Consider the following 25418-nt stretch of genomic DNA (forward strand, 5'->3'; position numbering starts at 1 on the left):
ACAATGTGAACCTGCGGGTGCGGCTGATTGCGCCGGTGGCCATTGAGGAGGGGTTGCGGTTCGCCATCCGGGAAGGCGGGCTCACCGTCGGCGCCGGCGTCGTCACCAAAATCCTGGATTAGATGAAGGTTTCAGGTCTTTAGGTTCGTGATCCCAGATCCCTATGGTGAGGCCTATGGCCAAGCAGCGATTGCGCATCCGTCTGAAGGCATACGATCACCGGATCCTGGATGAATCCGCTCGCCGGATTGTGGAGGTGGCAGAGCGCACCGGCGCGCGGGTGATCGGTCCGATCCCGCTTCCGACGAAACGGGAACGGTTCACCGTGATCCGCTCGCCGTTTATCGATAAGGATTCTCAGGAACATTTCGAGATCCGCACCCACAAACGGCTGATCGATGTCCTCGATCCGGATCCGAAAACCATCGATCAGCTGATGCGCCTGAACCTTCCAGCAGGCGTGGATATCGAAATTAAGATTTGATGGGTGGGTGGATCTGGGGGATGATGGGCCGGGACAGGCGACCAGTCCCCACGGGAGGCTAACCCATGAAAGGCTTGCTGGCGCGCAAAATCGGAATGACTCAGATGTTTAATGAGCAAGGCGAAGTGGTCCCGGTGACGGTTCTCCGGGCCGGGCCCTGTTATGTGACGCAGCTCCGGACGCCGGAGCGGGATGGGTATGCTGCCATCCAGCTGGGCTTTGAGGAAACCAAGCCCCGACGGTTGACCCAGGGCGAACGGGGGCATCTGCTCAAGCGGAATCTCCCCCCACTGCGGGTGTTGCGGGAGATCCGCCTCCCTGGCCCGGAGGCCCTGGCCTCTTATCAGGAAGGTCAGGTGTTGACCGTCTCGATCTTCTCGCCCGGGGAACGGGTGGACGTGACCGGCTGGTCGAAAGGGCGCGGCTTTGCCGGAGGCATCAAGCGACATGGTTTCGCCCGGCAGGCGAAAACCCACGGCCAGTCGGATCGCCATCGCGCCCCCGGATCGATCGGGACCAACACCGATCCCGGCCGGGTGGTGAAGGGGAAGCGCATGGCGGGCCATTATGGAAATGAGCGGGTGACGGTCCGGAACCTCCAGGTCGTCTGGGTGGATCCAGAGCGCCATCTGATCGCCCTCAAGGGCGCTGTCCCGGGTCCCCGGGGCGGGCTGGTGATCATTCGCCAGGCCAAACGGCCGTATTGAGGGGCGCTTTCGCCATGGACAGGCCCCGGAGCCAGCCTGTCGGCGAAGGCGGTTGGGGATACGTTCAAGGAGGCGTTGCGATGCGTGTGCCGGTCTGGAATATGGAAGGACAGCAGGTGGGGGAGATTGAGCTGCGACCGGAAGTGTTCGAGGCCCCCATTCATATTCCGTTGATGCATCAGGCGCTGGTCCGGCAGCTGGCCAACGCTCGCCTGGGGACCCACAAAACGAAGACCCGGGGGGAAGTGCATTACAGCAGCCGTAAGATGTGGCCCCAGAAGCACACCGGGCGGGCTCGCCAGGGCAGCCGGGATGCACCTCACTGGTATCACGGTGGAGTCGTGTTTGGGCCGCGGCCGCGCAGTTATGAGCAGAAGATGCCCAAGAAAATGCGCCGTGCCGCTTTGCGCTCCGCCCTCTCCGTGAAGGCGAAGGAAGGTCAGATCCTGGTGCTGGATCGCCTGGAGCTGCCGGAGCCGCGGACCCGGCTCATGAAAGAGGTCCTGGAGCGGCTGCCCGTCGGCAAGAGCGCTCTGATCCTGCTCGCTGGACCGAACGAGAACGTGAAGCGGGCAGTGCGTAACTTGCCCAATGTGGCCTATCTCCATGCCATGTGCCTGAATATTCGGGATCTTTTCAAGTATGAGACTCTGATTATTCCACGGGATGCGCTGGCCATGATTGAGGACTGGCTGACGCGTCCTGTGATCCGGAAGAAATTCGCACTGCCTCCAGCGGAGGCCGCATCGGCGGCTTGATCGAGAGCCCTGAGGGGGGGACGGGAAAATGGACCTGTATGAAGTGATCAAACGGCCGGTGATCACGGAGAAGGCGACCCGGCTCAAGGAGATGAATCAATACGTGTTTGAGGTGGATCCGCGGGCGAACCGTCACCAGATTCGGGAGGCCGTGGAGAAGATCTTTAACGTCCGCGTTCTGGATGTGCGGATTATCAACGTCCCGGCCAAGCGACGACGGGATTGGCGGGCGCGGATTCTCAGCAACAAGCCCAAGCAGGTGGTCCGCCGCCCGGGCTGGAAGAAGGCGATCGTTCAAATCGCCCCGGGCCAGCGGATTGATCTCTTCGAGGTCTAAGCGCCCGTAATCCCGGTCGAAGGCCCATCGAGCTGGGCCGGGAAGGTCGGGGCGCCGGCTCCCGTCGGTCGGTTCGGCAAGGAGGGATCCCAGCGGTAGTGGTGGAGGAGGACCAATGGGGATCAAGGTCTACAAGCCGACAACGCCCGGTCGCCGCAATGCGACCGGTTATACATTCGAGGAAATCACCAAGGATGAGCCGGAGAAATCCCTGGTTGTTCCTTTGAAAAAGCACGCCGGGCGGAACTTTCAGGGCCGGATCACCGTTCGCCATCGGGGGGGTGGCCACAAGCGGCTTTATCGCATCATCGACTTCAAGCGGCGGGATAAGGAAGGCATTCCGGCGAAGGTGATCAGTATCGAATATGATCCCAACCGCACAGCCCGCATCGCGCTGTTGCAATATGCGGATGGTGAAAAGCGTTACATCCTGGCGCCCCTGGGCCTGCAGGTCGGGGATATTGTGATGAGCGGACCTCAGGCGGAGATCAAGGTGGGCAACGCCATGCCGCTGGCCAACATCCCGGTGGGGACCCTGGTGCATAACGTGGAGCTGTATCCCGGGCATGGCGGTCAGATCGCTCGGGCGGCAGGCGCGGTCGCCCAGTTGCTGGGGAAAGAGGAGGGATATGCCATCCTGCGTCTGCCCTCCGGGGAGATCCGGAAGGTCCGCCTGGAGTGCTATGCGACCATCGGCCAGGTGGGGAACCTGGAGCACGCGAATATCCGGCTCGGCAAGGCGGGCCGCAAGCGATGGCTGGGCATCCGCCCCACGGTACGCGGCTCGGCGATGTCGCCGCGGGATCATCCGCACGGCGGCGGCGAGGGCCGGGCGCCCATCGGCCTGCCCTATCCGAAGACGCCATGGGGTAAGCACGCGCTGGGCAAGAAGACACGGCGCAACAAGGCCACCGATAAATACATTATCCAGCGCCGCCAGAAAAAGAAGTGATATCAGGCCAGGCCTGTTCAATGACGCGGCCAAACAGAGGGGAGGAGTGGGCGTCTTTTTCGAAAACGATATGTGGGACGAGGATGCGCTTCGGCGCACCTCTCCGGTGCAATCCCTTTGCTGATGAAGAAACCTCGAAGGGGGTGAGCGAGCATGGGACGCTCGCTGAAGAAAGGTCCGTATTGTGATCCCAAGCTGCTGAAGAAGATCGAAGAGCTCAATCGCCGGGGCGAGAAGCGGGTCATCCGCACCTGGTCCCGCGCCTCGGTGATCTTCCCACAGATGGTAGGGCATACCATCGCCGTCCACGACGGGCGGCGCCATGTGCCCATTTACATTACGGAACAGATGGTCGGGCATCGGCTGGGGGAATTCGCCCCAACCCGGACTTACCGTGGTCATACTGTCAAGGAAAAGAAAACAGGGGTCCGGTGACAGGAGAAGGGGTCTTCCCGCCTCTCGGATTGGGGCCCCGCTGGGTCAGCCCGGGGAATAACTTTTGAGATCGATGGGGGATGGCAATGGCGAATCGGGTTCGGGCAGTCGCCCGCTATATCCGGATCTCGCCTTATAAGGCGCGTCTGGTCTGTAATCTGGTGAAGGGGATGCGGGCCGAAGACGCGTTGAGCGTGTTGCGTTTTACCCCTAAGAAAGCGGCACGCTATGTCGAGAAACTGATCCGCTCGGCGGTGGCCAACGCAGAGAACAACTACGGTCTCTCGCCCGCGGATCTCTATGTGGTGGATATCCGGGCCGACGACGGGCCCCGATATAAGCGGGTCCGTTTCGCCGCTCGGGGCCGCGTCCGTCCGATCCTGAAGCGGACCACCCACCTTACGGTGGTTCTGGAGGAGCGGATGGACTGAGCCTGCTGTGTGGATGCAGAGGCTGGACCCATTGCGCGCGAGGAGGCGATCTTGGGCCGGAAAGTTCATCCGATCGGTTTCCGTCTGGGCATCACCAAGAACTGGCTGGCCCGCTGGTATGCGGAGGGCCGGGAATATGTGGAGCTGCTCCATGAGGACCTGAAGATCCGGCAGTTCGTGAAGGAGCAGCTCAAAGAGGCAGGGATCGCTCGAATTGAGATCGAACGGTTTCCCAAGCAGATCAATCTGTATATTCACGCGGCCCGGCCGGGCATCGTGATCGGCCGTCGGGGCCTGGGGATCAAGCAGCTGCGCCAGGCGGTTGAGGAGATGACCGGGAAGAAGGCCCGCGTGGAGATCGTGGAGGTCCCTAAACCCGAGCTCGAGGCGGCCATTGTGGCGGAGAGCATCGCCCAGCAGATCGAGAAGCGGGTTAGCCATGCCCGGGCGATGAAGCGGGCGATCCAGCAGGCCATGCGGGCCGGGGCGAAAGGGATCCGGATCACGGTCTCGGGCCGTCTGGGGGGAGCGGAGATGGCCCGCACGGAGACGCTGATGGAGGGCCGGGTCCCTCGCCATACGCTGCGGGCGGATATCGATTATGCCCTGGCGGAAGCGATCACCAAGTGGGGGAAGATCGGCGTCAAGGTCTGGATCTACCGTGGGGATACAGAGCCCGGCGCCTACGTCCAGCAGACCGCGGAGATGGTTGCCCGGGTGACATCGGCGCAACGGGGAGGTTAAGCGATGTTGATGCCGAAGCGGGTCAAATACCGCAAGCAAATGCGGGGACGGATGAAAGGCCGGGAGACGCGGGGGGTTGAGCTAGCCTTCGGGGAATATGGTCTCCAGGCCCTGGAGCCATGCTGGCTGACCGCCCGTCAGATCGAGGCCGCCCGCCGCACCATCGTCCGGTTTCTCCGCCAGCGTGGCAAATACTGGATCCGGGTCTTCCCGGATAAGCCGGTAACTCGCAAACCGGCTGAGACCCGGATGGGGAAAGGCAAGGGGAACGTCGATCACTGGGTGGCTGTAGTCCGGCCCGGCCGCATCATCTTTGAGATCGGTGGGGTGAGCGCCGATATCGCTCACGAGGCGTTGAGGCAGGCTTCCTATAAATTGCCGATTCGCACCCAGATCATCACGGCCGAGGAGCAGCAGATCGGATAGCCCGGGGGCTCCCAGCGTCGGCCTTTGCTGAAGAGGCCGGCCAGATGGGATCTTCCCCCGCATGCTGTAGATCGTGGGGTATGCGCTCCGTCGCCAGACATCCGGCAGGGAGGGAACTGTGGCCCTTCGTCCTGAGGAAATCCGTAACTGGTCCGATGAGGAGCTTCGAAATCGGCTGGAGCAGATCCGCCGTGAGCTGTTTAACCTGCGGATCCAGTGGGTAATGGGCCAGCTCAAGGATGTTAACCGGATCCGCGCTTTGCGGAAGGATATCGCCCGCATATTGACCATCATGCGGGAGCGGGAGCTGGCCCGGGGAGGTGGGCGATGAAAGATCGGCGCAAACGATTTATTGGGCGGGTGACCAGCGACAAGATGGATAAAACCGTGGTGGTGACGGTGGAGGAGCTGGTGCGCCATCCGCTTTATGGGAAGGTGATCCGCCGTCGCCGCAAGTTCATGGCCCACAACGAGGGGAACATGGCCCGTATGGGGGACCTGGTGCAGATCGTGGAGTCCCGCCCGTTGAGCCGTCGCAAGCGCTGGATCGTGGAGGCGATCCTGGAACGGGCTCAGAAGCCGGTGGAGCCGGTGCCGGAGCAGTTGCCCGGTGAGGAGATCATGGCCGAGTAGGGCTCGATCGACTCCTGGTAAGAGGTCCAGTCAGGCTGCGAAGGAAGTCTGACCTCAGGTGACCAAGCAGGGAAGGCATCACAGGAGGCGTATCCATGGTTCAGCAGGAGACCCGTCTCAAGGTGGCAGACAACACCGGCGCTCGGGAGATCCTGGTTATCCGCGTGCTGGGCGGCTCTTATCGCCGCTACGGCTATGTCGGGGATGTGGTGGTGGCCACCGTCAAAGACGCGATCCCGACCGCCACGGTGAAGAAGGGCGAGATCGTGCGCGCGGTGATCGTCCGGACGGCGAAGGAATATCGTCGCCCGGATGGGTCGACGATTCGTTTTGATGATAACGCTGCGGTGATCCTGGATGAATTCGGCAATCCAAAGGGAACGCGGATCTTTGGCCCGGTTGCCCGGGAGCTTCGGGATAAGGGCTTCACCAAGATCATCTCCCTGGCTCCGGAGGTGCTGTGAGCGCGGCAAAGAGGGGACGGCACGCTGGGAGGGGAGAAAGGATCCCGGATAGGGGGATCGGTGGCGTTCATGAAGGGTTGCGATCCATATATCGGGGGAAGAAGGACTATGGCGGCCAAGGTCAAGCGAGGGGATCGGGTTCTGGTGATCGCCGGAGATGACCGGGGCGCCCAGGGGGAGGTCCTGCGGGTGCTCCGGAAGGAAAACCGGGTGGTGGTCTCCGGGGTCAACATTGTTAAGAAGCATCAGCGCCCCCGCCCTACCGGGCGTGGGCAGGTGGGCGGCATCATGGAATTCGAGGCGCCCATCCATATTTCCAATGTGATGCTGATCTGCCCGAAATGCAATCAGCCCACGCGTGTGGGATTTGTGATAGAGCCTGATGGACGTAAGCTTCGTCAGTGCAAGAGGTGTCAGGCGACCTTTGTTTAATTGGGATCTGCAGGCCGGCCAATCCCCGGCTTCTGGGGGATTGCCCCAGTCTCCATCTTTCTCTTCCTGCATTTGGTGAGATCAGGGGAGGCGATCAGGATGGCGGAGACAACCACGAGGGCGGTTCCGCGTTTGAAACAGCGTTACCTGGAGGAAGTCCGGCCGGCCCTTATGCGGGAGTTCGGCTATCGCAACATCATGGAGGTCCCCCGGATCTGGAAGGTGGTGGTGAATGTGGGGGTTGGGGAAGCGGTCACCAACCCCAAGGCCCTGGATTATGCGGTCCAGAACATCGCCACCATCACGGGCCAGAAACCGCTGATCACCAAGGCCCGCAAATCCATCGCGGCCTTCAAATTGCGGGCCGGTCGCCCCATCGGGGTTAAGGTGACCCTGCGAGGGGATCGGATGTGGGCCTTCCTGGACCGGTTGTTCAACGTGGCCCTTCCCCGTATCCGGGATTTCCGGGGCGTCTCGCCCGATTCCTTCGACGGCCGGGGGAATTACACGCTGGGGCTGCGGGAGCAGCTGGTCTGGCCGGAGATCGATTACAGTCAGGTGGATAAGGTTCGAGGGATGGAGATCACGATCGTGACCACGGCGAAAACCGATGCGGAGGCGCGGCGGCTGCTGGAGCTGCTCGGCATGCCGTTCCGCAAAGGCTAAAAACCACGGACGTCGGACCCAGGGAGGAGGACGTGGCCCGGAAGTGCATGATATATCGAGAGATGCGACGGAAATACAAGGTGCGGGTGCGGAACCGGTGCCGCCGGTGCGGCCGGCCCCGCGCATATATCCGACGGTTTGCGCTGTGCCGGATCTGTTTTCGGGAGCTGGCCCTCCAGGGGCTGATCCCCGGCGTTCGCAAGGCCAGCTGGTAAACTTTCGGCCATTCCAGGTTTCTGCGTGGGAAAGGCGCTGGGCGCCCGATGAGGAATATCTGGACAGGAGTGAAAACGATGAGCGCTGTGACGGATCCGATTGCCGACATGCTCACCCGGATTCGAAACGCTTCTATGGTGGGGCACAGCCGGGTGGCTATCCCCAGTTCCAAGATTAAAGTGGCCATCGCCCGGGTGCTCAAAGAGGAGGGTTACATTGAAGATTTCGAGGTGACGAATGATCAGCCACAGCCGAAGCTGGTCATTAAATTGAAATACATCGGCGAGCGCCGTTCCCGAAAGCCGGCGATCTCAGGTCTGAAGCGGGTGAGCAAACCGGGCCGTCGGGTGTATGTCGGCAAGGAGGATATCCCCCTGGTGATGAGCGGGATGGGAATTGCAATCCTCTCCACTCCAAAGGGCATTCTGACGGATAAGCAGGCCCGCCGCCTGGGCGTCGGCGGCGAGGTCATCTGTTATGTCTGGTAAGGGGAGGGAACCGTGTCGCGTGTGGGCAAGAAACCGATCCCGATCCCACCCGGGGTCCAGGTGCGGATCGAAGGCTCAACGGTGACGGTGAGCGGGCCGAAGGGAACCCTGACGCAGACTTTCCACCCGTCCATGCAGATCGCCATTGAGGACGGCCATCTGGTCGTGCGACGGCCATCGGATGATCGGAAGCATAAGGCCCTCCATGGCCTGACCCGAGCCTTGCTGGCGAACATGGTGACCGGAGTGACCCAGGGGTTCCAGCAGCATCTGCGCATTGAGGGCGTGGGCTATCGGGCGGAGCCTATGGGGAAGGCCATCGTGTTATATCTGGGGTATTCCCATCCGATTATTGTGGAACCCCCTGAGGGGATCACCTTTGAAGTCAACACGCGGGATCGGATCATCACCGTCTCGGGGATCGATAAACAGCTGGTGGGCCAGGTGGCGGCCAAAATCCGGGCCCTGCGCCCGCCGGAGCCTTACAAGGGCAAGGGGATCCGTTATACCTACTGGAAAGGCGATCATTGGGAGGACGAGCCCATCCGGCGTAAGGCGGGAAAGGCCGGCAAGGCCAAGTGATTCGAAAGGGGATCGCCTTGAACCCATCCAGCGTAGCCCTGCGGATGAAATACGGGGCTCTGTGGTGAGACCGATCGGATATGGAGCGGATTTTCTTCTGAGGGTTTTCAGTACCCTTGAATCCGCGAAAACCCTCAGAGGGGAGGAAGCGATGGGAATCCTCGGGCTCAGGGATAGAATCCTGGCCCTCGGGAGGGATAGTCGATGAGCTGGGAACATCCACGGGATGAAGGGCGTCGGCGACGGCATCGGCGGGTTCGAAAAAAGGTTTTCGGCACTCCGGAGCGACCTCGGCTTTCGGTCTTCCGGAGCCTGAAGCACATTTACGCCCAGATCATTGATGACACCCGGGGAGTCACCCTGGCGGCGGCCTCCACGCTCGATCCTGAGCTTCGGGGGCAGCTGGATGGCCTGACCAAGACGGAGAAGGCCCGTCTGGTGGGTCGCCTGATCGCTCAGCGGGCTCTGGCGAAAGGGATCCGTAAGGTCGTGTTCGATCGAGGGGGCTATAAATACCACGGCCGGGTGAAGGCCCTGGCCGATGCGGCCCGCGAGGCCGGGTTGGAGTTCTAAGCAGCCCTGACTCATCCGTGATGGAGTAAAAGGAGCTCACAAGGCGAGGTGGCAATGGCGGAGATCCGGGAAGTTCCCACCGTGGAATACGAAGAGCGGATCGTGGATATCGCCCGTGTGGCGAAGGTCCATAAGGGCGGCCGATCCTTCTCTTTCCGGGTGGTCGCCGTGGTCGGTGATCGCAACGGACGGGTGGGGGTGGGGATCGGCAAGGCCCGGGCGGTTCCGGAGGCGATGCGGAAGGCCACGGAGCGCGCCCGACGGAATATGAAAAAGGTAGCCTTGCTGGGAACAACGATTCCCCATCCGGTCGTGGTGAAGTTCGGGGCCACGCGGCTGGTTCTGAAGCCCGCCTCACCGGGGACCGGCGTCATCGCCGCCGGGGGGGTTCGAGCGGTTCTGGAGGCCGCCGGAATCCGGGATGTGCTGACCAAGATCCTGGGAAGCACGAATCCGGTCAACGTGGTTTATGCCACCATGAAGGGGCTGGAGATGTTGCGCTCCCCTGAGGAGATCGCCAAGATTCGAGGGAAGCCCGTTGAAGATGTTATGCCACCATGGAGCCGTAAGCGCTATGAAGGGTGAGGGGGTTCGACAACTTCGAATCACGTTGGTGAAAAGTCCCATCGGGTATTCCCGGCGTCAGCGCCATACGCTGCGCACGCTGGGCCTGCGCCATTTGAACGATGTGGCAGAGTGGCCGGATACGCCAATTGTCCGCGGGATGATTCAAAAGGTCAGCCATCTGGTTCATGTGGAGGAGGTGGAGCGTGAAGCTTCATGAATTGAAGCCGGCGCCGGGCTCGAAGAAAGCGCGAAAGCGCGTGGGCCGCGGGCTCGGTTCGGGTCACGGGACCTACGCGGGGCGGGGTCGGAAGGGGCAGAAATCCCGTTCCGGTGATCGGAAGATGCCCCCGTATTTTGAGGGCGGGCGCACCCCTCTGGTCCGGCGTCTCCCCAAGGCGCGAGGGGAGGGCTTCACGCTGGTGGAGAAGGTCCGGTATCAGCCGGTCAATGTGGGGCAGCTGAATCGTTTTCCTCCCCATAGCGAGATCACTCCGCTGATCCTGGCACAAGCGGGCCTGCTGCGGGATCCAGAGGAGCCGGTGGTGATCCTGGGGGATGGGGAGCTGGACCGCCCGCTCCTCGTTCGGGCTCACCGCTTTTCGGCATCCGCCCGGGCGAAAATCGAGGCCGCCGGCGGCCAGGCGGTGGTGATCCCTCATTGAGGACCAGGATGGATCCGGGGGATCGCCTTTTCCCTCTGTCGATCTGCGGTGCGGGGAGGGATGGGCTCTCTCCATAGGCGCATGGGGGGCGGATCGCTTCAGGGGCCGCATGAGGGGCCATTGTGTCAGATCGTTGGGGCGGTTGGGAGCTTATAAGGAGGACTCATGCTGGACGCGTTGCGAAACGCATGGCATCTGCCGGATCTGCGGCGCAAGATCCTTTATACGCTGCTGATCCTGGTCATCTACCGCCTGGCCGCGCATATCCCGGTGCCCGGAGTGGACCGGGCGGCGCTGCAGCAGTTGCTTCAGGGCACCACCGCTGCCGGGCAGCTTTACATCATCCTGGACCTGCTCTCGGGTGGTGCTATTGCCAACTTCTCCATTATGGCGATGGGAGTCTACCCATATGTGACGGCCTCTATTATCCTTCAGCTTCTGGTTCCTATCGTTCCGCAACTGGAACGGCTGGTGAAAGAGGGGGGATCGGAGGGCCGTCGCAAGCTGGAACAATACACGTATTTCCTCACGGTCCCACTGGCTGCCCTTTACGCGATCGGCCAGGCCAACCTGCTCAGCGCTCCAGGGCGGGCGGTGCTGCCCAATTTCGGTTTCGCTCCTCACCAGCTGTTGCCGACCCTGACGGTGATCCTGACCATGACCGCGGGCACGATGTTCGCCATCTGGTTAGGTCAGTTGATCACCGAGCAGGGGATCGGCAATGGGCTCTCGCTGATTATCTTTGGTGGGATCGTGGCCCGGGCTCCATACAACCTCGCTCAGATCTGGACCAGCAATGGCCTGATGGGCATTCTGGTGTTCCTGACCCTCACCGTGATCACGGTGGCCGCGATCGTCTTCATCCAGGAAGGACAGCGACGGATCCCTGTCCAGTATGGCCGTCGAGTTCGGGGTCACCGCATCTACGGGGGCGGCAGCACGTATATCCCCCTCCGGGTGAACATGGCTGGGATGATCCCTCTCATCCTCGCTCAATCGGTGCTGGCGTTCCCGGCCATCATCGCGCAATTCTTCCAGTATTCCAGCAATGCGATCGTCGCAAGCATCGCCAACACCATCGTCAGCGTGTTCTCCGGGTTCCATGACGCCTACTGGCCCATGTATTTTATTACCGTTGTTGCTTTTACTTACTTTTACACGGATGTGATGTTGCAGCAGATGAACCTGGCGGATACCCTGCAGAAGCAAGGGGGATTTATCCCGGGCATCCGGCCCGGGAAGGCCACTGAGCAGTATATCAATCGGATCTCCCGGCGCATCACCCTGGTGGGGGCGCTGTTCCTGGGGATCCTGGCGATCCTGCCCTGGCCGGTGCGTTCGGTGCTCCAGACCAATGTGCTGCTTTTCAGCAGCGCCGCGCTCCTGATCGTGGTCGGCGTGGTCCTCGATACCATGCGGCAGCTGGAGGCGCAGCTGGTGATGCGCCACTATGAGGGCTTCATCCGATGAGCCGTTTGCGCTTCGATGGAGTCATGGAATGATGCCCTTGGATCTGATCCTGCTGGGGCCTCCAGGTGCGGGGAAGGGGACGCAGGCCAAGATCCTCAGCCAGCGCCTGGGCATCCCTCATGTGGCCAGCGGTGATCTCTTTCGCGATCACCTGCATCGTCAGACCCCCCTGGGCCAGCTGGCCCGTCAGTATATGGATCGAGGCGAGCTGGTGCCGGATGATGTGACCATCGGGATGATTCGGGAGCGATTGGAGCAGGCGGATTGCCGCCACGGAGTGATCCTGGATGGGTTCCCTCGAACGCCTGCTCAGGCTCAGGCGCTCGATGAGCTTCTGGCCGGGATGGGCCGATCCCTGACGGCGGTCCTTTATATCCGGGTGCGTGACGAACTGCTGCTCCGGCGTCTGGCAGGGCGCTGGACCTGTCGGACATGCGGCGCGGTGTATCATGTGGAGTTCAACCCGCCCCGCGTGCCGGGCCGCTGCGATCTCGATGGGGGCCCGCTCTATCAGCGCGAAGATGACACCGAAGAGGTTCAGCGGCGGCGTATCCAAGTTTACCAGGAGCAGACGGCGCCCCTGGTTTCGTTTTATCGGGAGCGGGACTTGCTGGTGGAAATCGATGGGGAACGGCCCATCCCGGAGGTGACGGAGGAGCTGATCCGGGCGATCGAAGTGCGGAAGGCGGTGGATCCATGAGCCCGCGGGTGATCCCTCGAACAGGCCGGGCGGCGGCGGGGATCCGGCTGAAGACGTGGGCTGAGATCCGGATGATGCGGGAAGCCGGTCGGATTGTGGCTGAGGTGCTGGCCGCCATGCGCACCATGGTCCAGCCCGGCGTCGCCACCGCCGAACTGGATCGGTGGGCTGAGGATTACATCCGCCGCCGGGGAGGGATCCCGGCTTTCAAGGGTTATCCCAGCATGAAGGATGAGGGGGGGCCGCCTTACCCGGCTACGCTCTGCACCTCCGTGAACCATGTGCTGGTTCACGGCATCCCCGGCCCCTACCGGCTGAAGGAAGGGGATATCATCAGCATCGATGTGGGGGTCAACTTCCGGGGCTATTACGCGGATGCGGCGATCACGCTGCCCGTTGGCTCCATCCCTCCGGAGGTCCGTCGACTTCTGGAAGTCACAGAAGCGGCCCTGTGGGCGGCGATCGCTCAGGCCCGGCCCGGTCGACGTCTGGGGGATATCCAGTGGGCCATTCAACATACGGTGGAATCTCAGGGATTCCGTGTGGCCCGCGAATTCACCAGCCATGGGATCGGGCGAGCCCTCCATGAGCCGCCCTCCTTTGTGAATCGGGGCCATCCCGGTCGGGGTCTCCCCCTGCGACCGGGGATGACGATCGCAATCGAGCCGATGGTCACAATGGGCGATTGGCGGACCCGTATTCTGGAGGATGGATGGACCGTCATCACACTGGATGGAAGCCTGGCGGCCCATTTCGAGCATACCATCGCGATTACGGAGGGGGATCCGATCATCCTGACCGCTCTGGAGGATGATCCACGTCTGGCCTCGTGAGCTTCGATAAGGTCTGGATAAATGAAGCGGGAGGTTCCTCGGGGGGCTCTGGTGGCCAGCCCTGAAACCTTCTATGGGGAAGCCCGCTGCGCGGCCTCTTATGCCGTCAGACATGGCCATTGAAAAGCCCGGGGGCTCCGGGTGGAAAGTGGAAACCTCTCCTTCGTTTGGATAAAATAAGGGTTTGCTGCGCTCATCGCAGACACTCCGTTGTGGGCAGTCGAGCGGCTCATTGGAGATCCGGAGCGCGTTCCCTGTCTGCGAATTCTATCGTGGGAGGGTGCGATGAAGGTCACACCGTCTGTCCGCCGGCGATGTCCGAAATGTAAAATCGTTCGGCGCAAGGGGGTGGTGCGGGTGATCTGTGAAAATCCCAAGCATAAGCAGCGGCAAGGATGATCGAGGGTTGGCCAAGCAATGGGGATCTGAAAGAGGAGGGAGCATTCAATGGCCCGAATTGCTGGTGTGGAATTGCCCCGGGATAAGCGGGTGGAGATCGCCCTCACCTATATCTTTGGGATCGGTCGTTCCCTCGCCAAGAAGATCCTGCAGCAGACGGGGGTGAACCCGGATAAACGGGTGAAAGATTTGACGGAGAGCGAGGTGAACCTCCTACGGGAGACCATTGAGCGGAACTACAAGGTAGAGGGCGATCTGCGCCGCGAGATCGCGATGAATATCAAGCGGCTGATCGATATCGGGTGCTATCGAGGATTGCGACACAAAATGAATCTTCCAGTGCGGGGCCAGCGGACCCGAACCAACGCTCGCACTCGTAAGGGTCCGCGGAAGACGGTGCCCGGTCGCGGCCGCAAGCGCGGCGCTAAGAAGAAGTGATCTGGAATTATAGAAAGGACATCTCGGATGTCCTCCGTAGCCCATGGCCCCTGTCCGGAGGATGGAGGAGGGCATCCGATTTCATCTTCAGGCTGTCGAGATCATGCGCGATCACCGGGAGGGAGGCATCTATGGCGCGAGGTTCGAGGGGGGGTCGAAAGGCCCGCAAGAATGTCACCCGAGCTCACGTTTACATCCATGCAACGTTTAACAATACCATCGTCACGGTTACGGATCCCAACGGGGATACTCTGACGTGGGCCAGTGGGGGGACCATCGGCTATAAGGGTTCAAAGAAGAGCACCCCCTACGCGGCGCGTCTGGCGGCCGAACAGGCGGCTCGAAAAGCGATGGATATGGGGGTTCGGGAAATCGATGTCTTCATCAACGGCCCGGGCCCCGGGCGCGAGGCAGCGCTGCGTGCGCTGCACGCGATGGGGCTGAAGATCCGATCGATCACCGATGTCACGCCCATCCCCCACAACGGATGCAAGCCGCCTTCTAAGCGCCGGGTGTAGGGTGAGCTTACGGCCCAGGAAGCAAACGGGGCGTCCATCTGAACTGCATGGGAGCGAGACCCAGTTTGGGAGGAGCGAATGGCACGTTATATCGGACCGGTCTGTCGGTTATGTCGCCGGGAAGGCGAGAAGCTTTATCTGAAAGGGGAGCGTTGCTTTAGCCCGAAGTGTGCGATTGAACGACGAAATTATCCCCCCGGCCAGCATGGTCGGGAGCTGCAATTCCGCCGAAGCCGGCCTTCGGATTACGGGCTTCAGCTGCGGGAGAAGCAGAAGTTGCGGCGGATCTATGGGGTGCTGGAGCGCCAGTTCCGACGCTACTTTGAAATCGCCCAGCGGGCGCGGGGGATGACGGGCGCCCTCCTGCTGATCCTGCTGGAACGCCGTCTGGACAATGTGGTCTATCGTCTGGGGTTCGCCAGTTCACGGGCTCAGGCGCGACAGTTGGTCCGCCATGGTCATTTTGAAGTCAACGGCCGCAAGGTCGATATCCCTTCCTATCAGGTGAAGCCGGGCGATGTCATCCGGGTGCGGGATAGCAGTCGGGAGAAGGAGTATTTCAAGAACATCATGGAGCGCCTGGAGGGCCACCGCCCGCCGCCATGGCTCCAGCTGAACCCCCAGGATCTATCGGGCCAGGTGTTGCGTCTTCCGGTGCGAGAGGAAATCGATACGCGGGTGCAGGAGCATCTCATCGTGGAGTTCTATTCGCGATAACGGGGAGGGATCCGGAACGAATTCCCAAAATCTTCCTCTCCCCAGCTCCTTCCGCATATGAGGTGGCTCGAGGCGATGCGGGGGTTACAGGGAAGGTCCGATGCTCGACCTGGCTCCCGAAGCGACAAGGAGAAATCTATGTTCCTGTTTGATCGGCAAAGGAGGCTTGAGTGGCGGGCGTAACGTTGGTTCTGCCGAAGGTGGAAGCGGAAATCCTGACGCAGTCCTATGGGCGTTTTGTCATCAGCCCCCTGGAGCCGGGCTATGGGGTGACCATTGGGAACGCCCTCCGGCGGGTGCTGTTGAGCTCGTTGCCGGGCGCGGCGGTGACCAGCATCCGGATCACCGATGTGCCCCATGAATACTCGACGATCCCGGGCGTCCGGGAGGACGTGATCCAGATCATTCTGAACATCAAACAGCTTCGAATGAAGCTCTACGGGGACGGCCCGGCCCGCCTGCGGCTGGAAGTGGCCGGCGAGGGGGTGGTCACGGCGGCGGACATTCAGTGCCCCCCCGAAGTGGAGATCGTGAACCCGGATCTCTATTTATTCACTGTGGATGATGATCGGACCCGTCTGGAGATCGAGATGACCGTCGAGCGCGGGCGGGGATATTCGCCAGCGGAAGAGCGGGGCCGCCTTCCCATCGGGGAGATCCCGGTGGATGCCATCTTCAGCCCAGTCCGGCGCTGCACTTTTGAGATCGATCGGGCCCGTGTAGGGCAGCGGACCACCTATGACCGGCTGGTGATGGAGATCTGGACGGATGGGACGATGGGACCGAAAGATGCTTTGATCGAAGCGGCCCGGTTGTTGCTGCAACATTTCTCCCTGATCTCGGAGTTCGTGGGGCCTGAGGAGGTGGAAGCCCCGCCCCAGCCGGCGCGGGAGATGATCCCGCCTCAGGCTTACGAGACATCCCTGGAGAGCCTGGAGCTGAGCGCGCGGGTGATCAATCCCCTTCGACGGGCAGGCATCACCACCGTGGGCCAGGTCCTCGAGCTGTTCTATCGGGGGGAGGAGGCGCTGCTTTCTGTTCGCAATTTCGGGGCCAAGTCCCTGGAGGAATTGAAGGAGCGCCTGATCGAGCGGGGCTTTCTGAGGCCTGAGGATCTGCCGCAGCCCGCAGAGGAGACGGAGGAGGCCTGACCATGCGCCATCGAGTTGCCGGGAAGACATTGAGCCGAGATAAAGACCATCGGGAAGCCCTGGCCCGGAATCTGGCGACTCAGCTCTTTCTGCATGGGGCGATCGAAACCACCGAGGCCAAGGCGAAATTCGTCCAGGCCTATGCGGAGAAATTGATCACCCTGGCCAAGCAGGCGCTGGAGGATCCTTCGAAGCAGGTGGCCGCGCGGCGGCTGGCGGCGGCTCGCCTGTATGGCCGCGAGGTGGTCAAAAAGCTTTTCGATGAGATCGCCCCGCGCTACAGGGACCGGAACGGGGGATACACCCGGATTTATAAGCTCGGATTCCGTCGAGGAGACGCGGCACCGGTGGCCCGTCTGGAGCTGGTTCAGGAATAGCCTGGCCTTTTCCGAGACCTGCACAAGGGCAATGCGGCTGCTCTCCCCCGTGGGATGGGCGTCATCCCTGTCCAGCGTTGGGGCAGAGCGGGCCGGCCCCTCTTCCAAAGGCCTCCTGCCGTGGGATGCGGAATGCGGATCTGGGCAGCCCTGGCTTATGAAGGCACAAGGTATCGGGGGTTCCAGCGCCTGGCCCCGTCCCATGAGCCGACGATCCAGGGCGTTCTGGAAGCGACCCTCCAGCATCTGGCCGGAGCTCCGATCCGGGTGCGGGGGGCCGGCCGCACGGATGCGGGGGTTCATGCGTTCGGCCAGGTGGTCGCTTTTGATATCTCCTGGCGGCATTCCCTGGAGGATCTGCAGCGGGCCCTGAATGCCCTCCTGCCATTCGACATGGTGGTCTGGGCTCTGGGGGAAGCGCCGCCGGATTTCCATCCCCGTCGGGAGGCTCAGACCCGGATCTATCGCTACCTGATCTACAACGGGCCCCGGCGGGATCCTTTCGGGCGCACGCTGGCCTGGCATGTGCCGTCGCCCCTTGATGTCATGGCGATGCGTCAGGCTGCCGCCCTCTGGGTGGGGCGCCATGACTTCGGGGCGTTTGGCCGCCCCCCCAGAGGTCAGAATACTGTGCGGGAGGTCCGAAGGGCCGCCGTCGTCGCCGACGGGGAATGGGTGGCGTTTGAGATCGAGGCGGATGCGTTTCTTTATCATATGGTTCGCATTATGGTGGCGGTACTGGTCGCCATCGGCCGGGGGGAGCGGCCCCCGGAAGCGGCGGCCGCCTACCTGAGGCGACCGGATGCCTATCCAGCCCATGCGCCGGCTCCGCCGTATGGCCTCTATTTCGTGGGCGCGCGCTATGAGCGGATTTCGATTCCGCCGCCACCGAAGTTCTTGCCCGATTGCCTTCGAGGCTTGCAGGACCAATAGAGCTCCGTCCATCTCAGCCTGTTGCAGGAGGGAGAGCGCCGTGAAAACTTACGTCACCAAGCCGGCCGATATCCGGGCGGAATGGTGGGTCGTGGATGCAACCAACCAGAACCTGGGTCGGTTGGCCAGCCGGATCGCCCAAATCCTTCGCGGGAAGCATAAGCCGTATTTTGACCCTTCGCAGGATTGCGGGGACTATGTGATCGTGATCAATGCCGCCAAGGTGGCGGTTCATCCCCGCCATCTGGAGCAGAAGGTGTATTACCGTCACAGCGGATATCCAGGCGGTTTGCGGGAAATCCCCATGCGCCGGATGTTGCAGACCCATCCCGAGCGGGTGATTCAGAGGGCGGTGTGGGGGATGCTGCCGAAGAACCGTCTGGGGCGGCGCATGCTGAAGAAGCTAAAGGTCTATCCTGGGCCGGAGCATCCGCATCAGGCCCAGCAGCCTAAACCGCTTCCCCTGTGAATGGGTTCCGTTCGCTCAAGCCGGGCTTACGCTGTTTCGCTTCGGTCGGCGAGGGGGCATGGCCTTTTCCTCTCTTTTCAGAGCTCAGCAGCGTAAGCCCGCTCCCATCGTCCACTTGATCCAGAGGGAGAGGAGCGCCTATGGCCGCTGTTGTGGAAGGGCTCACTTTTGAGGCTTTCAAAGGCCGTCCTTATGTTGAGGGCGTGGGTCGACGCAAGCGGGCCGTCGCCCGGGTTCGTCTATATACGGGTGGAAGGGGAGTGTTTATTGTGAATAACAAGCCCGTGCAGGATTACTTTGTCCGCGAGCAGGATCTCCATCATCTGTTTGAGCCGCTCCGCCTGGCCGGCCTGGAAGGGAAGCTGGATGTCACGGTGAGGGTCGAGGGAGGTGGCCTCACGGGCCAGGCCGGCGCGATTCGCCTGGGGCTGGCCCGCGCCCTGCTTCTGGTGGATCCGGGTTTGCGCCCCCTGCTGAAACAGCATGGCATGCTGACCCGTGATCCTCGGGAGAAAGAGCGCAAGAAGCCCGGGCTCCGGCGCGCGCGCAAGGCACCTCAGTCGCCTAAGCGTTGAATACCATGATTATGATTTCCCCGTGGGCCAGATGGGCTGTCCTCGGCAGGCCCGTCTGGCCCCGATGGGGTTTCTCTCCCCGCCCTCAACCCGAGGACACTATCCGGCTCTAAAGGCTCAGAATCCGCCGGAGCTCTCGAAGGACCAGGGTGGGTCGTTCGTCTCGTAAAAGGGGCAATCGAATACGGGTCCGGCGGATTTGATCGAGATCGATGGAGGCCAGGATCAGGGCTTCGTCGAAATAAGGGCCTTGCACCACCAGATCCCCGCTCGGATCGAAAATGGTCGACCCCCCCCAGAAGTTCTGTCCATCCTCAAATCCGGCGCGGTTCACATGGATGACGAAAACGGTGAAAAGGCTCGCATAGGCCTGATTGACCAGTTCGACCCATTTTGCGCTTCCGAACTTCCCCGGAATTCCCAATCCGCGTCCCGGGCTCGCCGAGGTGAAGATCAGCACCTCCGCCCCATCCAGCCAGAGGAGGTAAGGCGGGCTGATGTGCCAGAAATCCTCGCAGATCAACAATCCGAAGCGTCCGAAGCGGGTATCGAAAGCCCGAACCTGATCCCCGGGGGCCATATCCCGGCCCTCATCGAACATCCCATAAGTTGGAAGATAAACTTTGCGATGGCGATGGATTATATGTCCCCCAGCCAGATAAGCGCCTGTCGTGTAGTAGCGCCCTCGTTCATCCATCTCCACGAACCCGACGACCAGGTCGGCCCGCCGGCTCGCTTCCAGCAGGGGCTGGAGAACCGGATGGTTCGGTTCAGGACGTATGGCCACTTCATATGTGAGATCCTGAAGCACATATCCGGTGAGGGAAAGCTCAGGGAACACGATCAGCTCGGCGCCTCGGGCTACTGCGTCCTCAATGACCTCCAGATGTTTGTGGAGGTTGGCCTGCAGATCGCCCAGCCGTGGATAGATCTGAGCCAGACCGATTTTCAGGGCCTTCATTCGGAGACCTCCACCATGGCCGTTTTGTGAAATAATAACCTGGGGCGGGTGTCCACCGCCAGAGGTGGTCCTGAGGAGGGAACCGACCGGCCCAAAGACCGGTGAGACGCATGCGATGCTCTTTGTTAGCCCAGTGAACGAAGCCCTGGATGGGGAGAGGTCCTGGCGATGCGATCTTCCACGCGATGGGCTTGGGTTCTGGTTGTGGGAATGGCGGCCTGCACATCGATGACAAGGCCTCCCAGGTTGCTTGTCCTGTGGCATGCCCTGGACCCCGAGCGGGCTGTTGCCCTGGCCCGGCTCACAGAGGCCTATATGGCGGAGCATCCCAACATCGCGATCTATATCGAGGCGTTCCCCTCGACTCAAGAGCTGCTCAACCGGCTACAGCGGCCATCGGAGCGAGGGCCGGACCTGGTCCTGATTCCGGCGGAGGTGGTGCCGGAGCTGTGGGAGGCCGGGCGGCTGGTTCCTCTTCGCCCATGGCTGGAGGATCCGCAGTATGGGCTATCGGCGGAGGAGCGGGAGGATCTGCTGGCTCCGGTGACCCCCGGCTCCGTTCCATTCCTGCGGGATGGGCTCATTATGTATGCGGATGAGGATCGATTGCTGGAATCCGGTTTTGAGCAACCTCCGACGGATTGGGGAGGGATTCATCAGGTGTGCATGCGGGGAGCGCTGGATCTGAATGGGGATGGGCGTCCGGATACGGCGGGCTGGATCGCCCCGCGGGATGCGCATGTGCTCCAGGGGTGGCTGGCCCAGCGTTCCGTAGCGGATCTGAAGGGATGGGTCGAAGACCTGGCCTTCATGCTGAGGGTGGAATGCGGCCGCCTGATGGATCCCCCATCCGCGTTACAGGCTTTTCTGGAAGGCGAGACCGTGATCCTGTTCGGCCCTACGCGCTGGCTTCCTATCCTGGAGCGGGAGGCCGAAGCCGGGCGGTTAAGGTTCCGGCTGGCCCTGGCTCCCCTGCCCGGCCCATCCGGGCAGGGGAGGGCGATCCTGCCCGGATGGGGATGGGATCTGGCGATCACCGCCCGGGATCCGGAGCAACAAATGGCGGCATGGCGGTTCCTGCACTGGGCCGTGGGGGTCGAGGCGCAGACCCGTTGGGCACAGGATGCGCGATCGATCCCCGTTCGCCGCGCGGCCGCCATGCGATTGCGCCAGCTCACGGGCGCGGAGGCCCGGCTGGGTATGCTGCTCCGCTGGGCGCTCCAGGGATACTGGGAGGAACCTGCAGCGGGGCAAAGTGCGCTGGATCGCCTGAATGAGGCGATCCAGCTGCTGGAAGGCGGAGCCGATGTGTCGGTCATCCTGGACCGATTGCCGCGTCCATAAGGGCGGAATACTCGGACATCTCCACGCCTATCCGATTAGGGAGGGGAACAGTGGGTTCCTCCGGCGCTCATCTCGAAGTCTGGTTGCTCGCGGCCATCGAGGCCGCGCTGGCTGGCGGAGCGGTCCTTCGCGCCTGCTGGCCGATGTCCCGCCAGGTGCATGAGAAAGGGTTTCGGGATTGGGTGACCTCCGCGGATCTGGCGGCCCAGGAGGCGATCTTGACGGTTATCCGGCGCCATGGTCCGGAACATCGGATCCTGGCAGAGGAGGGAGATCACGGGCCAGCGGGCGTAGATATAGAGGAAGGGCCTGTTTGGGTTGTCGATCCCCTGGATGGGACCACAAACTTTGCCCGACGGTTTCCGTGCTTTTCGGTATCGGTCGGGCTGCTGGTGGATGGCGAGCCCGTGGTGGGGGCCATCTATGATCCGCTGAAGGATATGCTGTTCACGGGGGCGCGAGGACGCGGCGCCTTCCTGAACGGAAAGCCGATCCGGGTGAGCGAGACGGAGCGGTTAGAGCAGGCGCTGATCGGGTTGGATTGGGGACACCAGAATGAGACGCGAGAGCGAATCTTGGGGTGGCTCAGCCGGCTGGCGGTGCGCTGTCAAACCGTTCGCGCCATCGGATCCGCGGCCCTGGGGATGGCCTATGTGGCGGCCGGATGGCTCGATTTCTATTTTCACTTTGCGCTGCAACCATGGGATGTGGCTGCAGCTGCAGTGATCGTTCGCGAGGCAGGAGGAACCATTTATCAACCGGATGGCGCGCCGTGGTCCTTCCGAAGCTCCGCCGCCGTGGTGAGCAATGGGCGGCTGGAGCGCGCGGTCTGGGCCGCTATGGGGATGTAAAGCGGAGCTTCGACGCGGGAGCGAAGACCCGGAGGGGGTCGGATGCCTAACCCCCTTCGGGAGACAGGAGCCAGGAGCCCAGCGATTTGACAGATTCGCAGTTCTCTGTTAATATGGAAAAGCGCGGTGAGCACATGCGTGAAGGGAGGTCGAAGGCTGGACCGCCGGTCGGCTGAGACGCCCCGGCGGTTCTTTGTTGCCCTGGAATCGGTCCCACGCCGTCCTCCAGGCGATCGCCAGACCCCTTCTCTCTCAACAGAAGCCCTGCTCAGGCTTCCCCCTCAAAATTTTTCGAGGAGTTCGTCCGATGTCTGAAGCGCGCATGAAGGGGACCGTTCGCTGGTTCAACCGCACCAAGGGTTACGGGTTCATCCGGCCTGATCACGGGGAGAAGGACATCTTCGTCCACTACTCCGGGATCGCGGGGGATGGTTTCCGGAACCTGGAGGAAGGGGACCGGGTGGAATTCAGCGTCCGGCAGACCGCGAAGGGGCCACAGGCTTACGATGTGATCCGCACATCCGCCTAACGGATCCTCCGTTCGCCCGAACAAAGGCCCTGCCTAAAGGCAGGGCCTTTGTTATTTTAAGCGGGATCTGTGACCGCAGGGGCGCTTTCGCCTCGCTTGTCGGATGGCCTACATGGCACATAAAATCGAATCGCGTCCCCCCCTCCCGCATCGCCACGTTGCGGGAGGAGGTTCGGGGAACGAGAGGAGGGGCAAGCGCTTCATGCCGCATGTCTCTCCCTGGGGACAAATGGATTTGATCAGGAGGCGAAAGGTGGAACGGAATGCCCGGGGGATTCTACAGGTTTGGGGAGGGCGACTGGACAGGCTGACGCTCTTCCTGCGCCAATCCGTCCAGGGGGGCGCGCTGTGGGTTCCGGTCCTGGCCGTCTTCACGGCGCTGGGGATCGGGGGCATTGTGGTCGCTCTGGCCACCGGTCAGCCGCGCCTGGCCCTCCTGGCCTACCAGGGGCTCTGGGAAGGCGCCTTCGGATCCCCGAAAGCCCTCAGCGAGACCCTCGTCCAGATGACGCCTTATGTCTTGGCCGGCCTGGGCATCGCCCTGGCGTTCCACGGAGGCCTTTTCAACATCGGTGCGGAGGGGCAGCTGGCCCTGGGCGCGATCGTGGCCGCATGGATCGGCTATGCCCTCCCACCCCTGGTGGGCGGGACCATCCCGCTCTTCCTGCATGTGCCTCTGGCCATCCTGGGCGGGGCGCTGGCCGGTGCCCTGTGGGCAGCGATCCCGGGCTGGCTGAAGGCGCGCACCGGCGGGCACGAGGTCATCAACACGATTATGATGAACTACATTGCGCTTCTCACGGCCAGCTACCTCCTGAACGGGCCCATGCGGGATCCCAGCCCGACCAACGTCGTGGCGCGGACGCCCCGGATCGCCGAGACCGCCCGGCTCCCCCGGCTGTTTGCGGACCCGGATCTCCGCCTCCATGCCGGTTTCCTGATCGCCCTCGGGATGGCCCTGCTGGTGGCCTGGCTCCTCTGGCGGACCACGCTGGGGTTTGAGATCCGGACGGTGGGGTTGAATCCCCACGCGGCCCGCTATGCCGGCATCCCGATCGTCCGGATCACGGTGCTCACCATGGCCATGAGCGGCTTTCTGGCCGGGATGGCTGGCGCGGTGCAGGTGACCGGTCTGAATTACCGTCACGAGCTGAGTTTCAACCTGGGATATGGCTTCGATGCCATCGCCATCGCGCTGCTGGGCAAGGTTCACCCCCTCGGGGTGGTGCTGGCGGCCTTCCTCTTCGGCGCGCTGCGCAACGGGGCCAGTCGCATGCAATTCCTCACCCAGGTCCCGGTGGATCTGATCTCGGTGATCCAGGCGCTGATTTTAATGTTTGTGGCGGCGGAGGCGATCATCCGCGCCCTCTATCGGCCGCTCTTCCGCGGGGCGGCCGAGGCGGAACAGATGGTGCTGACCCGCGGGTGGGGGGAGCTTTGAGGTATGAAAGGCCTGCGATGCCCTATCCTCCCCCTTTTTCTTCTCGGTGCGTCGGAACGCGGTCCGGCGTCGCTAAGACGGAGGGGGGAGCCCCATGAGGGGATCAACAGCGCAATCTCTGTTCATGGAGGCAGGATAGGCGTCCGGTTTCCAGACCTGTTCGGAGAGGATGCGGGATGGACGCGCGGCGATTCGGCTTTATCATCGGCGTGATCGCCCTGATTTTTGGAACAGCGGTGGCGCTGGGCTATGGGCGCTATCCGGCGGCGGTGATCCTCGTCAGCATGCTGGCCACCACCATCCGGGTTTCCACCCCGCTGGTGCTGGGGGCCCTCTCCGGCATCTTCTGCGAGCGGAGCGGGGTGGTGAACATCGCCATTGAGGGCATGATGCTGACGGCGGCGTTCACCGGGTTCACGGCCTCCCTCTATATCTACGACGCCGGCGTTCCGGGCCTCCTGGCTCTTCTCCTGGGCGTGCTCATCGCCATCCTCACGGGGGCCCTCCTGGGCCTGCTTCACGCTGTCCTTTCCGTCACCTACAAGACCGATCAGATCATCAGCGGGACCGTGATCAACATCCTGGCGGTGGGGATCACGGGGTATCTGAACCGCCAGCTTTTCTTTGGGGGCCAGATGCCCCATTCCCCCGGCGTGCTCCCCCGCATCGCCCTCCCCGGGCTTTCCGAGCTCCCTCTGGTGGGCAGTATCTTCAGCCAGCAGCCGATCACCTGGCTGGCGCCGATCCTGGTGATCCTGGTGCATATCCTGTTGTTCCGGACCGTATGGGGTCTGCGGACGCGGGCCGTGGGGGAACACCCGCGCGGCGCGGACACCCTGGGGATCGATGTGATCCGGCTTCGTTATATCAATGTGGTCCTGGGCGGAGCGATCGCCGGCCTGGCTGGGGCGTATTTCACCCTCGAGTCAGTGCCGGCCTTTGAGCCCCTGATGACCAACGGCCGGGGCTTCATCTCCCTGGCCGCGATGATCTTTGGGAACTGGACGCCGTTCGGGGCGTGGGCGGCCACGCTGCTGTTCGGGGCCGCGCAGGCCCTTCAGGCCAACGCCCAGCAATTCGAGTTCCCCGCCCCCTCTCAGTTCGTGGGCATGGTGCCCTATGTGATGACCATGCTGGTGCTGACCGGCATCGTCG

Annotated in this window: 39 protein-coding genes and 1 pseudogene; 39 read left to right on the forward strand and 1 reads right to left on the reverse strand. The window is 62.4% G+C overall.

Features of this window, described 5'->3' with window-relative positions:
- The 34 genes from VAE54_RS00325 to rpsI all read left to right on the forward strand — a co-directional run.
- A partial coding sequence (locus VAE54_RS00325) for a hypothetical protein (RefSeq protein ID WP_322800010.1) occupies positions 1-122 on the forward strand: 122 nt, incomplete at its 5' end.
- 53 nt (positions 123-175) lie between these two features.
- Entirely contained in the window at positions 176-484 is a 309-nt protein-coding gene (gene rpsJ, locus VAE54_RS00330) for a 30S ribosomal protein S10 (protein ID WP_088571967.1), read from the forward strand.
- A 65-nt stretch (positions 485-549) separates the two neighbouring features.
- The gene (gene rplC / locus VAE54_RS00335) at positions 550-1191 is read left to right on the forward strand and encodes a 50S ribosomal protein L3 (protein ID WP_322799933.1); all 642 of its coding nucleotides are present in this window, start codon (positions 550-552) and stop codon (positions 1189-1191) included.
- Positions 1192-1271: 80 nt separating this feature from the next.
- Complete coding sequence (rplD, locus tag VAE54_RS00340) at positions 1272-1949, forward strand: 50S ribosomal protein L4 (protein ID WP_322799934.1); 678 nt, start codon at positions 1272-1274, stop codon at positions 1947-1949.
- Positions 1950-1977: 28 nt separating this feature from the next.
- Positions 1978-2286: a 50S ribosomal protein L23 gene (gene rplW, locus VAE54_RS00345; RefSeq protein WP_322799935.1), complete on the forward strand. Its 309-nt coding sequence runs from the start codon at positions 1978-1980 to the stop codon at positions 2284-2286.
- A 115-nt stretch (positions 2287-2401) separates the two neighbouring features.
- The gene (rplB, locus tag VAE54_RS00350) at positions 2402-3238 is read left to right on the forward strand and encodes a 50S ribosomal protein L2 (RefSeq protein ID WP_322799936.1); all 837 of its coding nucleotides are present in this window, start codon (positions 2402-2404) and stop codon (positions 3236-3238) included.
- 153 nt (positions 3239-3391) lie between these two features.
- Complete coding sequence (gene rpsS, locus VAE54_RS00355; protein WP_088571972.1) at positions 3392-3673, forward strand: 30S ribosomal protein S19; 282 nt, start codon at positions 3392-3394, stop codon at positions 3671-3673.
- An 80-nt stretch (positions 3674-3753) separates the two neighbouring features.
- Positions 3754-4104: a 50S ribosomal protein L22 gene (gene rplV, locus VAE54_RS00360; RefSeq protein WP_416223743.1), complete on the forward strand. Its 351-nt coding sequence runs from the start codon at positions 3754-3756 to the stop codon at positions 4102-4104.
- 51 nt (positions 4105-4155) lie between these two features.
- Positions 4156-4848 (forward strand): 30S ribosomal protein S3, encoded by a 693-nt coding sequence (rpsC, locus tag VAE54_RS00365; RefSeq protein ID WP_322799938.1) that lies wholly within the window; start codon positions 4156-4158, stop codon positions 4846-4848.
- Positions 4849-4851: 3 nt separating this feature from the next.
- Entirely contained in the window at positions 4852-5274 is a 423-nt protein-coding gene (gene rplP, locus VAE54_RS00370) for a 50S ribosomal protein L16 (RefSeq protein WP_322799939.1), read from the forward strand.
- Positions 5275-5392: 118 nt separating this feature from the next.
- The gene (gene rpmC, locus VAE54_RS00375) at positions 5393-5605 is read left to right on the forward strand and encodes a 50S ribosomal protein L29 (protein ID WP_322799940.1); all 213 of its coding nucleotides are present in this window, start codon (positions 5393-5395) and stop codon (positions 5603-5605) included.
- Positions 5602-5907, forward strand: a complete 306-nt coding sequence (gene rpsQ, locus VAE54_RS00380; RefSeq protein ID WP_322799941.1) for a 30S ribosomal protein S17 — start codon at positions 5602-5604, stop codon at positions 5905-5907. Before rpmC ends, rpsQ begins: the two co-directional genes overlap by 4 nt.
- Positions 5908-6002: 95 nt before the next feature.
- Positions 6003-6371 (forward strand): 50S ribosomal protein L14, encoded by a 369-nt coding sequence (gene rplN / locus VAE54_RS00385; RefSeq protein ID WP_322799942.1) that lies wholly within the window; start codon positions 6003-6005, stop codon positions 6369-6371.
- Between the two features lie 108 nt (positions 6372-6479).
- The gene (gene rplX, locus VAE54_RS00390; RefSeq protein ID WP_322799943.1) at positions 6480-6803 is read left to right on the forward strand and encodes a 50S ribosomal protein L24; all 324 of its coding nucleotides are present in this window, start codon (positions 6480-6482) and stop codon (positions 6801-6803) included.
- A 99-nt stretch (positions 6804-6902) separates the two neighbouring features.
- On the forward strand, positions 6903-7469 hold the full coding sequence (gene rplE / locus VAE54_RS00395; RefSeq protein ID WP_322799944.1) for a 50S ribosomal protein L5: 567 nt from the start codon (positions 6903-6905) through the stop codon (positions 7467-7469).
- 47 nt (positions 7470-7516) lie between these two features.
- Positions 7517-7684, forward strand: coding sequence for a type Z 30S ribosomal protein S14 (locus tag VAE54_RS00400; protein WP_407084015.1), 168 nt, complete (start codon positions 7517-7519; stop codon positions 7682-7684).
- Between the two features lie 78 nt (positions 7685-7762).
- Positions 7763-8173, forward strand: coding sequence for a 30S ribosomal protein S8 (gene rpsH, locus VAE54_RS00405; protein ID WP_322799945.1), 411 nt, complete (start codon positions 7763-7765; stop codon positions 8171-8173).
- 12 nt (positions 8174-8185) lie between these two features.
- Positions 8186-8755, forward strand: coding sequence for a 50S ribosomal protein L6 (gene rplF / locus VAE54_RS00410; protein ID WP_322799946.1), 570 nt, complete (start codon positions 8186-8188; stop codon positions 8753-8755).
- A gap of 204 nt (positions 8756-8959) precedes the next feature.
- Positions 8960-9328, forward strand: coding sequence for a 50S ribosomal protein L18 (gene rplR, locus VAE54_RS00415; protein ID WP_322799947.1), 369 nt, complete (start codon positions 8960-8962; stop codon positions 9326-9328).
- Positions 9329-9382: 54 nt separating this feature from the next.
- Positions 9383-9913: a 30S ribosomal protein S5 gene (gene rpsE, locus VAE54_RS00420; protein WP_322799948.1), complete on the forward strand. Its 531-nt coding sequence runs from the start codon at positions 9383-9385 to the stop codon at positions 9911-9913.
- Entirely contained in the window at positions 9903-10112 is a 210-nt protein-coding gene (rpmD, locus tag VAE54_RS00425; RefSeq protein WP_322799949.1) for a 50S ribosomal protein L30, read from the forward strand. Before rpsE ends, rpmD begins: the two co-directional genes overlap by 11 nt.
- Positions 10099-10557: a 50S ribosomal protein L15 gene (gene rplO, locus VAE54_RS00430; RefSeq protein ID WP_322799950.1), complete on the forward strand. Its 459-nt coding sequence runs from the start codon at positions 10099-10101 to the stop codon at positions 10555-10557. Before rpmD ends, rplO begins: the two co-directional genes overlap by 14 nt.
- A 165-nt stretch (positions 10558-10722) precedes the next feature.
- Positions 10723-12027: a preprotein translocase subunit SecY gene (gene secY / locus VAE54_RS00435; RefSeq protein WP_322799951.1), complete on the forward strand. Its 1305-nt coding sequence runs from the start codon at positions 10723-10725 to the stop codon at positions 12025-12027.
- A 28-nt stretch (positions 12028-12055) separates the two neighbouring features.
- Complete coding sequence (locus VAE54_RS00440; RefSeq protein WP_322799952.1) at positions 12056-12727, forward strand: adenylate kinase; 672 nt, start codon at positions 12056-12058, stop codon at positions 12725-12727.
- Positions 12724-13560, forward strand: coding sequence for a type I methionyl aminopeptidase (gene map, locus VAE54_RS00445; protein WP_322799953.1), 837 nt, complete (start codon positions 12724-12726; stop codon positions 13558-13560). Before VAE54_RS00440 ends, map begins: the two co-directional genes overlap by 4 nt.
- Positions 13561-13845: 285 nt before the next feature.
- The gene (rpmJ, locus tag VAE54_RS00450) at positions 13846-13959 is read left to right on the forward strand and encodes a 50S ribosomal protein L36 (protein ID WP_088571991.1); all 114 of its coding nucleotides are present in this window, start codon (positions 13846-13848) and stop codon (positions 13957-13959) included.
- 48 nt (positions 13960-14007) lie between these two features.
- Positions 14008-14397 carry a 30S ribosomal protein S13 gene (rpsM, locus tag VAE54_RS00455; protein WP_322799954.1) on the forward strand — a complete coding sequence of 130 codons (390 nt, stop codon included), beginning with the start codon at positions 14008-14010 and terminating at the stop codon, positions 14395-14397.
- A gap of 131 nt (positions 14398-14528) precedes the next feature.
- The gene (gene rpsK / locus VAE54_RS00460) at positions 14529-14915 is read left to right on the forward strand and encodes a 30S ribosomal protein S11 (RefSeq protein WP_322799955.1); all 387 of its coding nucleotides are present in this window, start codon (positions 14529-14531) and stop codon (positions 14913-14915) included.
- 78 nt (positions 14916-14993) lie between these two features.
- A complete protein-coding gene (gene rpsD, locus VAE54_RS00465) occupies positions 14994-15632 on the forward strand; it encodes a 30S ribosomal protein S4 (protein WP_322799956.1) in 639 nt (212 codons plus the stop codon).
- 170 nt (positions 15633-15802) lie between these two features.
- Complete coding sequence (locus VAE54_RS00470) at positions 15803-16783, forward strand: DNA-directed RNA polymerase subunit alpha (RefSeq protein WP_322799957.1); 981 nt, start codon at positions 15803-15805, stop codon at positions 16781-16783.
- Positions 16784-16785: 2 nt separating this feature from the next.
- The gene (gene rplQ, locus VAE54_RS00475) at positions 16786-17160 is read left to right on the forward strand and encodes a 50S ribosomal protein L17 (protein ID WP_322799958.1); all 375 of its coding nucleotides are present in this window, start codon (positions 16786-16788) and stop codon (positions 17158-17160) included.
- 132 nt (positions 17161-17292) lie between these two features.
- A complete protein-coding gene (truA, locus tag VAE54_RS00480) occupies positions 17293-18093 on the forward strand; it encodes a tRNA pseudouridine(38-40) synthase TruA (protein ID WP_322799959.1) in 801 nt (266 codons plus the stop codon).
- Between the two features lie 40 nt (positions 18094-18133).
- A complete protein-coding gene (gene rplM, locus VAE54_RS00485) occupies positions 18134-18562 on the forward strand; it encodes a 50S ribosomal protein L13 (RefSeq protein ID WP_322799960.1) in 429 nt (142 codons plus the stop codon).
- 140 nt (positions 18563-18702) lie between these two features.
- Positions 18703-19137 (forward strand): 30S ribosomal protein S9, encoded by a 435-nt coding sequence (rpsI, locus tag VAE54_RS00490; protein WP_322799961.1) that lies wholly within the window; start codon positions 18703-18705, stop codon positions 19135-19137.
- 109 nt (positions 19138-19246) lie between these two features.
- Here rpsI and VAE54_RS00495 read toward each other — a convergent pair whose 3' ends face one another.
- Complete coding sequence (locus VAE54_RS00495) at positions 19247-20098, reverse strand: nitrilase-related carbon-nitrogen hydrolase (protein ID WP_322799962.1); 852 nt, start codon at positions 20096-20098, stop codon at positions 19247-19249.
- A 246-nt stretch (positions 20099-20344) separates the two neighbouring features.
- Here VAE54_RS00495 and VAE54_RS00500 point away from each other — a divergent pair, with 246 nt between their 5' ends.
- The 5 genes and pseudogenes from VAE54_RS00500 to VAE54_RS14450 form a co-directional block, all read left to right on the forward strand.
- Positions 20345-21442, forward strand: coding sequence for an extracellular solute-binding protein (locus VAE54_RS00500; protein WP_322799963.1), 1098 nt, complete (start codon positions 20345-20347; stop codon positions 21440-21442).
- A gap of 50 nt (positions 21443-21492) precedes the next feature.
- The gene (locus VAE54_RS00505) at positions 21493-22293 is read left to right on the forward strand and encodes an inositol monophosphatase family protein (protein ID WP_322799964.1); all 801 of its coding nucleotides are present in this window, start codon (positions 21493-21495) and stop codon (positions 22291-22293) included.
- 307 nt (positions 22294-22600) lie between these two features.
- Positions 22601-22822, forward strand: a complete 222-nt coding sequence (locus VAE54_RS00510; RefSeq protein ID WP_322799965.1) for a cold shock domain-containing protein — start codon at positions 22601-22603, stop codon at positions 22820-22822.
- Positions 22823-23075: 253 nt separating this feature from the next.
- Positions 23076-24263, forward strand: a complete 1188-nt coding sequence (locus VAE54_RS00515; protein ID WP_322799966.1) for an ABC transporter permease — start codon at positions 23076-23078, stop codon at positions 24261-24263.
- Between the two features lie 284 nt (positions 24264-24547).
- A pseudogene (locus VAE54_RS14450) lies at positions 24548-25393 on the forward strand (ABC transporter permease); the annotation flags it as partial.
- Positions 25394-25418 lie beyond the last annotated feature (25 nt).

The sequence above is a fragment of the Thermoflexus sp. genome, from assembly GCF_034432235.1.
Classification (GTDB): Bacteria; Chloroflexota; Anaerolineae; order Thermoflexales; family Thermoflexaceae; genus Thermoflexus.

Coding starts and splice junctions, on each gene's coding strand:
- rpmJ (WP_088571991.1), top strand. CDS start 13,846: ATGAAGGTCACACCGTCTGTCCGCCGGCGATGTCCGAAATGTAAAATC.
- map (WP_322799953.1), top strand. CDS start 12,724: ATGAGCCCGCGGGTGATCCCTCGAACAGGCCGGGCGGCGGCGGGGATC.
- VAE54_RS00440 (WP_322799952.1), top strand. CDS start 12,056: ATGATGCCCTTGGATCTGATCCTGCTGGGGCCTCCAGGTGCGGGGAAG.
- rplC (WP_322799933.1), top strand. CDS start 550: ATGAAAGGCTTGCTGGCGCGCAAAATCGGAATGACTCAGATGTTTAAT.
- rplQ (WP_322799958.1), top strand. CDS start 16,786: ATGCGCCATCGAGTTGCCGGGAAGACATTGAGCCGAGATAAAGACCAT.
- rpsH (WP_322799945.1), top strand. CDS start 7,763: ATGAGCGCTGTGACGGATCCGATTGCCGACATGCTCACCCGGATTCGA.
- rpsI (WP_322799961.1), top strand. CDS start 18,703: ATGGCCGCTGTTGTGGAAGGGCTCACTTTTGAGGCTTTCAAAGGCCGT.
- rplP (WP_322799939.1), top strand. CDS start 4,852: ATGTTGATGCCGAAGCGGGTCAAATACCGCAAGCAAATGCGGGGACGG.
- rplB (WP_322799936.1), top strand. CDS start 2,402: ATGGGGATCAAGGTCTACAAGCCGACAACGCCCGGTCGCCGCAATGCG.
- rpsQ (WP_322799941.1), top strand. CDS start 5,602: ATGAAAGATCGGCGCAAACGATTTATTGGGCGGGTGACCAGCGACAAG.
- rplV (WP_416223743.1), top strand. CDS start 3,754: ATGGCAATGGCGAATCGGGTTCGGGCAGTCGCCCGCTATATCCGGATC.
- rplX (WP_322799943.1), top strand. CDS start 6,480: ATGGCGGCCAAGGTCAAGCGAGGGGATCGGGTTCTGGTGATCGCCGGA.
- VAE54_RS00510 (WP_322799965.1), top strand. CDS start 22,601: ATGTCTGAAGCGCGCATGAAGGGGACCGTTCGCTGGTTCAACCGCACC.
- rpsD (WP_322799956.1), top strand. CDS start 14,994: ATGGCACGTTATATCGGACCGGTCTGTCGGTTATGTCGCCGGGAAGGC.
- rpsE (WP_322799948.1), top strand. CDS start 9,383: ATGGCGGAGATCCGGGAAGTTCCCACCGTGGAATACGAAGAGCGGATC.
- rpsM (WP_322799954.1), top strand. CDS start 14,008: ATGGCCCGAATTGCTGGTGTGGAATTGCCCCGGGATAAGCGGGTGGAG.
- VAE54_RS00400 (WP_407084015.1), top strand. CDS start 7,517: ATGATATATCGAGAGATGCGACGGAAATACAAGGTGCGGGTGCGGAAC.
- rpsJ (WP_088571967.1), top strand. CDS start 176: ATGGCCAAGCAGCGATTGCGCATCCGTCTGAAGGCATACGATCACCGG.
- rpmD (WP_322799949.1), top strand. CDS start 9,903: ATGAAGGGTGAGGGGGTTCGACAACTTCGAATCACGTTGGTGAAAAGT.
- rplD (WP_322799934.1), top strand. CDS start 1,272: ATGCGTGTGCCGGTCTGGAATATGGAAGGACAGCAGGTGGGGGAGATT.
- secY (WP_322799951.1), top strand. CDS start 10,723: ATGCTGGACGCGTTGCGAAACGCATGGCATCTGCCGGATCTGCGGCGC.
- rplR (WP_322799947.1), top strand. CDS start 8,960: ATGAGCTGGGAACATCCACGGGATGAAGGGCGTCGGCGACGGCATCGG.
- VAE54_RS00495 (WP_322799962.1), bottom strand. CDS start 20,098: ATGAAGGCCCTGAAAATCGGTCTGGCTCAGATCTATCCACGGCTGGGC.
- rplW (WP_322799935.1), top strand. CDS start 1,978: ATGGACCTGTATGAAGTGATCAAACGGCCGGTGATCACGGAGAAGGCG.
- rpsS (WP_088571972.1), top strand. CDS start 3,392: ATGGGACGCTCGCTGAAGAAAGGTCCGTATTGTGATCCCAAGCTGCTG.
- truA (WP_322799959.1), top strand. CDS start 17,293: ATGCGGATCTGGGCAGCCCTGGCTTATGAAGGCACAAGGTATCGGGGG.
- rplE (WP_322799944.1), top strand. CDS start 6,903: ATGGCGGAGACAACCACGAGGGCGGTTCCGCGTTTGAAACAGCGTTAC.
- rplN (WP_322799942.1), top strand. CDS start 6,003: ATGGTTCAGCAGGAGACCCGTCTCAAGGTGGCAGACAACACCGGCGCT.
- rpsK (WP_322799955.1), top strand. CDS start 14,529: ATGGCGCGAGGTTCGAGGGGGGGTCGAAAGGCCCGCAAGAATGTCACC.